Annotated in this window: 1 protein-coding gene; it reads left to right on the top strand. The window is 62.9% G+C overall.

All coding sequences use genetic code 11. The annotated features are described in order from the left end of the window. Positions 1 to 491, top strand: a 491-nt coding sequence (locus tag AB4Z35_RS30330) for a VCBS domain-containing protein (RefSeq protein WP_442101206.1), incomplete at both ends; no start/stop codon positions are given.

Below are 491 nucleotides of genomic sequence, written 5' to 3' on the forward strand. Positions count from 1 at the left end.
GCCGGGTCAAATACCGGCACCTTTGGCTCGATCGCCGTGGACAGCAACGGCCAATGGACGTACACCCTGGCCAACGGCACCGATGGCGTTGCCAGTGCGGTGCAGTCGCTGAAGGCGGGCGAGAGTCACAACGAAGTGTTCAGCGTGCAGGTCAGCGACGGCCTCGGTGGCGTCGACACCCAGCTGGTGACCGTCACCATTACCGGCACCAATGACGCGCCCGTGCTCGATTTCGCGACTGGCAACGATGCCGGCGCGGTGCAGGAAGACATCCAACTCAGCGTCAGCGGCCAATTCAGCTCGGCTGACATCGATCACGATGCCACCGCCACTTGGAGTATTGCCGGGTCAAATACCGGCACCTTTGGCTCGATCGCCGTGGACAGCAACGGCCAATGGACCTACACCCTGGCCAACGGCACCGATGGCGTTGTCAGTGCGGTGCAGGCGCTGAAGGCGGGCGAGAGTCACAACGAAGTGTTCAGCGTGCA

Source organism: Pseudomonas sp. KB_15, assembly GCF_052114525.1.
GTDB lineage: Bacteria > Pseudomonadota > Gammaproteobacteria > Pseudomonadales > Pseudomonadaceae > Aquipseudomonas.